The organism is Bradyrhizobium guangdongense (genome assembly GCF_006483445.1).
GTDB lineage: Bacteria > Pseudomonadota > Alphaproteobacteria > Rhizobiales > Xanthobacteraceae > Bradyrhizobium > Bradyrhizobium guangdongense_A.
This window is the reverse complement of the sequence record NZ_PPPT01000115.1, coordinates 39,991-47,000: the sequence shown is the minus strand read 5'-3', so window position 1 is coordinate 47,000 and position 7,010 is coordinate 39,991. Positions and strand designations below refer to the sequence as shown.

Genomic DNA, 7,010 nt, shown 5'->3' with positions numbered 1-7,010 from the left:
GCGGATAGTCGGTGGAGAACAGCAGCCGATCCCAGCCGATCCGCTCGAAGAGCTCCGTCAAATGCGAGGCGCGCTCGGGCTCTTCCATCGGCTGGGTCGTGAACCAGACGTGCTCGCGCACATATTCCGACGGCCTGCGCTTCAGATGCGGGACCTCGCCGCGCAGTTTCGCCCAGTGCTTGTCCATGCGCGCCGAGAGCGACGGAATCCAGCCGAGCCCGCCCTCCATGATCACGACACGCAGCTTCGGGAAGCGTTCGAATACGCCTTCGAAAACCAGGCTGCTGACGATCGCCTGCATGGATTCCGCGACCGCGTGATGCTCTTCCATGTAGTAAGAGGGCCAGCCGCCGCCGGTCGACGGGTGCCCGTTGGTGCCGCCGACGTGAATCGCGATCGGAAAGCCCGCCTGCTCGGCAGCCGCGAAGATCGGCCAATAGCGCCTGCGTCCGAGCGGCTCGTCAGTCCGCGGCAAGACGAGGACCTGAACGAAATTGGGATCGCCGGCCCGCGCCTCGATCTCGGCCACCGAGCCGGCCGCATCCTCCTGGGCAATCAGCACCGACGCCTTCAGGCGCGGCTCGCGGCGAACCCAACGTTCGACCTGCCAGGTGTTCATCGCCTGGGTCAGCGCGACGCCGAAATCGAGGTTACGCTGACTGCCTGGATTCCAGCGCAACGGGATCAGGATGCCGTGGTCGACCCCGTTGGGATCGAGATGCTGTTGTCGCATCAATGCAAGGCTTGATCCCGGCGGGCCACCTTCGTCCGGATAGGCATCGACGCGGGCCGCATCCGGCGACATGCGCGGATGGGTGAGCGCCTCGGAGAAGGCGTGACGCAAATGGCTGCCATAGACCTGCAAATGATCGATCCAGCGCTGCGCGAGGAACGGATGGACCTCCGTCCAGGCGGTCATCGCCGGATGAATGTCGCAGTCGATGATCCGCAATTTCGATTGGGCGAGATTGGCGCGATCGAGTTCGGTGACGCTCATGCATGCACCTCGGCTTGGGGCTTGTCGACGGGAGCCGCCAGGCGCGGATAGGCGGCGAGCGGATTGTCGCGCAGGATCTTCTGCACCAGCGTTCCCGGGAGTCCGGACGGCAGCGCGGCATCGCCGTCGAACTGCCAATGCGGATAGTCGGTGGAGAACAGGAACAGCTCATCCGACTTGAGGTGATCGATCAGCCGCAGCAATCCCTCGGCCTCGTTCGGGTCGTCGATCGGCTGCACCGTGAACCTGACGTGATCGCGCAGGATGTCGGACGGCGCGCGCGTCACCCACGGCACTTCGGCCCGGACACCCTTCCAGGTCTTGTCGGCCCGCCAGATGAAACCGCTGAGCCAGGTCAGACCGGATTCGATCATGACCACCCGCAACCGCGGAAACTTCGCAAAGACACCTTCGGAGATCAGGCTCTGCAGCTGATTCTCGAACGCGCCGGATTGCGCGACGTAGTCCTCGACGAAATAGGACGGCCACCCGACCGAGGTTGGAGCATAGCGATACGCACTGCCGGCATGAACGCCGATTGCCAGATCGTGCCGCTCGGCCGCCGCATAGATCGGCCAGAGCTGACGGCGACCGAGCGTGACCTCGCCGGAGACCAGCAACAAGACCTGCACGAACCGGCGGTCGGCCGCAGCGCGCTCTATTTCGGCGACTGCGAGCTCGGTGTTGTGCGCGGGCACGACAATCGAGGCGCGCAACCGGGAATCGCGGTCGAGCCACGTGTCGCGAATCCATTCATTGGTCGCTCGGCACAATGCCGCGGCCATATCCTCGCTGTGCATGACCTGGCCGCCGTAGAGGCAGTTCAGGATGCCGAGCTTCACCTGGAAACGGTCGAGCACATGCTGCTGCATGGCCGTGAGCGACGATCCGGGTTTTGTCGCACCCTTCGGTTTCCAGTCGGGACGGCAGCTCAGGGGCGCATTCTGGGGATAGCTGGTCAGGCTGAGGTTCAGGCGATCGAGCGCCCGGACCGCGATCATCTCTCGCCAATAATCGTCGAGATACGGCGCGAGAACATCCATCCCCGGCACGGCGGGATGCAGGTCGCAATCGATGGCGCCAGCATAGGCTTGAGGGCTGGCAGACGGATCGGTCGTCATCCTCGGGCCTCGTCCCTTCTCAATCGCTTCCAGCAGCGCCCGGGCGCTGGGTTCGGGTTTTTTGTTGATCACTCAATAAATGACATGTCAAAAAATTTGATCCAGATCAATAGCCTCGAATCGGACCTATTGGGTATAGTGACCCGCAATCGGGGGAGCAGCATGCCGACACGGCGCACCAAACCTAAAGACGCGTCCGAACCGCTCGCCTTCGGCGGGTTGCTTGCGGAACAACACATCACCGTATTGCTGGTCGGCATCGGCTTCCGCCTCAACCGCGGAGCATCGACCTATTATCGCAATGCCTGGAACCTGAGCATGGCCGAATGGCGCCTGCTGCTGGCACTCAAGAGCACGCGCTCGCTCAATGTCGGAGAATTGTCGGCGGTGATCGACATCGACAAGGCGGCCGTCTCGCGCGCGCTGGCGTTGCTGCAGAAAAACGGCCTGGTCTCGGTGCAGCAGACAAGGACCCGCGGCCGCGCGGCCATCGCAACATTGACCGACGACGGAAAGAAATTGTCGGCCAAGCTGCTGCGCGTGTCTCTGCAGCGACAACGGCGGCTGTTCAAGTCGATTGCGCCATCGGACAAAGCCGAATTGGGACGCCTGTTGCGCCAGCTCGCCAAGGCGCTGGCGGAGGCCGACTGGGAGCACTGAGGCACGACGAGACCGGTCTGAACCGTGGTCACGGTTCAGGTTGTCCTTCGCGTACGTGGCTCCGACAGGCGCTGCTATTTGTAAATCTCCTTCGCGAGCGCAAGCATCGCGTCCTGGGTGTCGACGTTGGTGGTGCCCAGCAGTTTGGCGCCGGTCATCGCCCGCATCTCCTCCTTGATCGGTCCGTTGAGCTTGTCCACGACCGGGATCAGTCCTGCATTCGCGTAAATCAGCTGCACCTCGTCACTGAGATAGTGATTGATGAAGAGGCGTGCGGCATTGGGATGCGGCGCGTTTCGCAGCAAGGCCATGTCGAAGCGAATGTAGGGTACGCCCTCTTCGGGAATCACCAGCTTGACCGGCAAGCCTTTCAGCACGGTCGTGTTCGAGAACAGCTGGGGGATGCGCATCGGAAACTCGCCGCGCGCCACGCGCCGCTCGTCATTGCCGACGTCGCGGCTGAAGATCGGTTGCTGGGCCGCGAGCTTCTCGTGATAGTCGCGTCCAAGCGCGTCCTGCAACACCGAGAACATCACCTGGCCGCCGCCAAGCGCGCGCATGTCGTCGGACTGGATCTTGCCTTTCCAGCGCGCATCAAGCAGGTCCTTCCAGCTCTTCGGCTCGTCGGCCGGCTTGACCAGCGTGGTATTGACGAGAATGCCGTAGGCCAGGATGTAGCTTGGCACCAGGACGTCGGTGGCCGGCTGCTGTGGCGATAGAAGCCGCGCGTTGACGATGCCGCCATGTGGCTGCAGCTCGCCGTCGCGCTGCGAGCGGATCATCGTCGCCGCACCATTCTGGATCACATCGCCGATGAAACGGCCGGCGGCCTGCTCGGTCCGCAACCTCTCGCGGAGCTCGCTTGCCCTGACGTCGAGCAACTCGACCGTGACACCGTATTTCTTCTCGAAACTCTTGATGGCGGCGAGGTGAAACGGCGCGCCGAGAAACGACGTGTAGAAGGTCAGCTTACCCTCTGCCTTGGCGGCTGCGACCAGCGCGGCATTATCCTCGCCCCTTGCCGACGAGGTCGCGACACAGGCCGCAATCATTGCCACGATATACCAGGACGCCCGTCTCACTCGCTGCTCCCTTCGACCTTGCAAACCGCCCCTCTTGCCGGAGGCATTTTCGCGCGCCGGTCACGCCGGCCTCGACCGATTACGAATCCTTCTTCGTGATCTCCACGATCCCCTGGTCGGCATCGACCCTGACCCAGTCGCCGTTCTCGATGATCGACAGCGGATCGCGGTCGAAATCGGTGAGCGCCGGCACCCGCATCACCACCGCGCCGAGCGCGACCTTGGTGGTGGTCCGGTTGTAAAGGATGGCCTTGGGTGCGGTGCCCGCAAGGCGCGCGAGGTGGAAATATTGTGACCAGCCCGACGAGCCCTTGGCACCCGGAAACACGAGGATCTTGTCCTTGAAGGAAACGCCGCACAGTTCATGATGCGTCTCCACGACCTTGCCCGTGCGCGGGTCGATGCCTCCCCATCCCGAGATTGTCTCGCTGGTCACCAGCGCCTCGCCCTCCGAGACGCCGCCGACGACCTTCCGGCCGCGCAAAGTGATAGTGGTCATCGCAGCCCTCCGGTCCAGCGTCCTTCGATGGCGGCTTCGACGCAATCGGCGACCGAGCCGAACCAGGCCTGAACACCGGTGATGGCCGGCAAATAGTGAGCCTGCTTGGCCGAGTCCGTCGCGACGACCTTGGTGCCCTTCGGCATGATCCGCGAGATCGCAGGGCAGGTGTCGCTGAGCACATGGCCTCCGGCGGCCTTGATGACGTCGGTATAGCCGCTGCGATCGGCAATCTCTTTCAGGGCCCGCGGCGTGAAGACCCAGAGCGAGGTGTTCGGGCTGATGCGCCGCCCCTCCAGCAGGCGCGCAACCTGCCAGACCTGCTCGATGGAATTGTGCGGACAGCCCAGCATGATGAAGTCGACCTCGGCCGATTTGGCCGTCGAGTTCAGCTTTTCATAGGCCGCGCGCTGCTCCTTCGGACCATAGACCCAGGTCTGGCGCGGCGGCTTCCCGCCAAGAGCCCCTTCTTCCGATTTCGTCTCAGGGGTGACGCCCGGTATGTGGTACATCTCGACGCCACCCGACGATGCCGCGGCCGCTCCGAAATGCTTCAGCTTGATCAAGCTCGGCTGCGACGCGAGCCCCCGGAATACCGGGATGTCCTCCTCGACCATCTCGCCGATCGCATAGCCAAGCAGGCCCCAATCCATCATGTCGTCGACGGCGATCTTGACGTCGACGAGGTGCGATGCGAAGCGGTTTTCCGGAATGTGCAGGCCGAAATAGGGAATTCGCCCGGTGATGCTCGCAGCCCCCGTACTCTCGCGCCCTTCGGTGTTGGTGCGCGCGCCGAGCACCGAGTTGCAATAGATCACCGCCGACGATTCCATCCAGGCGCAGTGCTCACCCATCACGGGGACGTTGCCGACCTGGTACGGCGTGCAGGTAGAAAGCATATTGACGCCCTTGGCGCCAAAGAACCGCTCCCCTTCGCTCTGCACCCGCGCGGCATCCTCCGAGAGCTGCCGCATTTCGGGATGCTCGCTGTCGATGCCCATGATCAGATGGCAGGTGTAGGCCTTCACCGACGGCATCGTGACCTGTTCACTACTGTCCAGGTTGAATTCGGAGAAGATCGCGTCGTTGCCCTTGCTGGCGTACTCGCGGATCATCGGCCCCGCGGCAACAAAGGTGCCGCACACATTGTTGGTCTCCACCAGCCGCTCGGCGCCGAGCGCCTCGCCATAGCGAACGAGGAGATCCATGGCCTTCTGGACGGCAGCACCTTCCGCACCGTCCAACATCCCGCGTTCGGCATCCGTCAACTTCATGTCAAATACCCGCCTCTGCAAAGGGACGAATGCCCCGGGCAATGTCGTGGCCGCTGACCTTGCGCTCGAGATTGTCACGCAGGCGGTGTCGCAGCGCCGCCATGTCGATCTGGTGCACACTGCCGGTGCCCGCAAGATCGAGCGCATGCGCCGCGGCGGCTCCCATGGCGATGCACGGCCCCATCACGCGCACGCTCGACAGCGCCGCATTGTCGGCATCGATGCAACGTCCGGCCGCGACGACGTTGTCGGCGTCGCCGGGCGTGAGACTGCCGAACGGCACGTAGTGCATGTGATCGTCGCCGAAGGGACGCCAGACGTGGTCCGTTCCGGAATCGTGCAACTCGATCGGCCAGGCCGTGCGTGCGATCGCGTCCTCGAACTCGCGCCCGGTGATGACGTCCTCGGCGGTCAATTGCTGCCGGCCGCGGATCCAGCGCGTCTGCCGGATGCCAGGAAAGCCGTAGGCGCGCACGCGCGCCTTGCCAAAGGCCTTGGGAAACTCGCTTCGCAGGAACTGCACGGCGCGATCGGCCTGATCGCGGCCTTCCAGCGTCTTGTTCGACATCTCGAAGGGATCGAGCGGAGTCTCCATATGCGTCATGTTCATCGCCGCGATGCCGCGGCCGGGAATGATGAAGCTCAGCCCCTCGCGCCGCACCAGACCGTAAGACGCGGCCCGCTCGCGCATCCGCGCCGGCAATTCAGCCCGGCTTGGCACATGCGCCTCATCGATGCCCTCGAGCACGACCATCTGCGTGCCGAACACCGGCCCGTCGGCCGCCTCCTGGCAGGGAAAGCCGGCCTGCCACACCAGCGCGGCGTCGCCACTGGCATCAACAAAGCCGTTTGCCTCGACGCGGACGTCACCATAGCGCGTTGCGAGACCGAGCGCGCGCACGCGACGGTCGCGGACTTCGACCTCGCGCAGCACCGCGCCGAGCAACACGTCGATGCCGGCATCGCGGATCGCGTTCTCGATCCAGCGCCCCAGTGCCACCTCATCGTAGATGATGATGTTGGTGACGCCCTGTCGGTAGTGAACAGCCCCCGTCTTGGACAGGTCACGAATGATGTCCTCGGCAATGCCGTAGGTGAGCTGATAGCCGTCGCGGCCGTTGGAAAACATGCCGCAGATGGTACCGACGATCGAATTGACGGCCTGACCACCCAGCACGGGAAGCCCGTCGATCAGCAGCACTTTCTTGCCGAGTCGCGCCGCTTCAATCGCCGCCGAGACGCCGGCGATGCCGGAGCCAACCACGCAGATGTCCGCAGAACGCTGCAGCGGCCGAGACGACTCTCGTCTGACAATGCGCGTCGCCGTCGAGGCTTTGGTCCGTACGGACAGGGAATCAGCACCCATGCCTTGGTAAT

7 protein-coding genes are annotated in these 7,010 nt (G+C 63.8%); 1 reads left to right on the top strand and 6 read right to left on the bottom strand.

What is annotated here, in order from left to right; translation table 11 throughout:
• The coding region (locus C2U70_RS17270) for an amidohydrolase family protein (RefSeq protein ID WP_140979634.1) at positions 1-997 on the bottom strand (997 nt) is incomplete at its 3' end.
• Positions 994-2,040, bottom strand: a complete 1,047-nt coding sequence (locus C2U70_RS17265) for an amidohydrolase family protein (RefSeq protein WP_433960682.1) — start codon at positions 2,038-2,040, stop codon at positions 994-996. The genes C2U70_RS17270 and C2U70_RS17265, both read right to left, overlap by 4 nt.
• A gap of 15 nt (positions 2,041-2,055) precedes the next feature.
• Between C2U70_RS17265 and C2U70_RS17260 the strand changes: the two genes are divergently transcribed.
• A complete protein-coding gene (locus C2U70_RS17260; protein WP_140979632.1) occupies positions 2,056-2,778 on the top strand; it encodes a MarR family winged helix-turn-helix transcriptional regulator in 723 nt (240 codons plus the stop codon).
• A 74-nt stretch (positions 2,779-2,852) separates the two neighbouring features.
• Here C2U70_RS17260 and C2U70_RS17255 read toward each other — a convergent pair whose 3' ends face one another.
• The 4 genes from C2U70_RS17255 to C2U70_RS17240 form a co-directional block, all read right to left on the bottom strand.
• On the bottom strand, positions 2,853-3,860 hold the full coding sequence (locus tag C2U70_RS17255) for an ABC transporter substrate-binding protein (RefSeq protein WP_246666776.1): 1,008 nt from the start codon (positions 3,858-3,860) through the stop codon (positions 2,853-2,855).
• A gap of 79 nt (positions 3,861-3,939) precedes the next feature.
• Positions 3,940-4,359, bottom strand: a complete 420-nt coding sequence (locus tag C2U70_RS17250) for an aconitase X swivel domain-containing protein (RefSeq protein ID WP_140979631.1) — start codon at positions 4,357-4,359, stop codon at positions 3,940-3,942.
• Positions 4,356-5,633: an aconitase X gene (locus tag C2U70_RS17245; protein WP_140979630.1), complete on the bottom strand. Its 1,278-nt coding sequence runs from the start codon at positions 5,631-5,633 to the stop codon at positions 4,356-4,358. Before C2U70_RS17245 ends, C2U70_RS17250 begins: the two co-directional genes overlap by 4 nt.
• Before the next feature lies 1 nt (position 5,634).
• Positions 5,635-6,897: an FAD-dependent oxidoreductase gene (locus C2U70_RS17240; RefSeq protein ID WP_246666775.1), complete on the bottom strand. Its 1,263-nt coding sequence runs from the start codon at positions 6,895-6,897 to the stop codon at positions 5,635-5,637.
• Positions 6,898-7,010 lie beyond the last annotated feature (113 nt).

Bases quoted from the DNA above. Each gene is read 5' to 3' on its own strand.
- C2U70_RS17265 (WP_433960682.1), bottom strand. From the start codon at position 2,040: ATGGATGTTCTCGCGCCGTATCTCGACGATTATTGGCGAGAGATGATC.
- C2U70_RS17260 (WP_140979632.1), top strand. From the start codon at position 2,056: ATGCAGGTCGCAATCGATGGCGCCAGCATAGGCTTGAGGGCTGGCAGA.
- C2U70_RS17250 (WP_140979631.1), bottom strand. From the start codon at position 4,359: ATGACCACTATCACTTTGCGCGGCCGGAAGGTCGTCGGCGGCGTCTCG.
- C2U70_RS17245 (WP_140979630.1), bottom strand. From the start codon at position 5,633: ATGAAGTTGACGGATGCCGAACGCGGGATGTTGGACGGTGCGGAAGGT.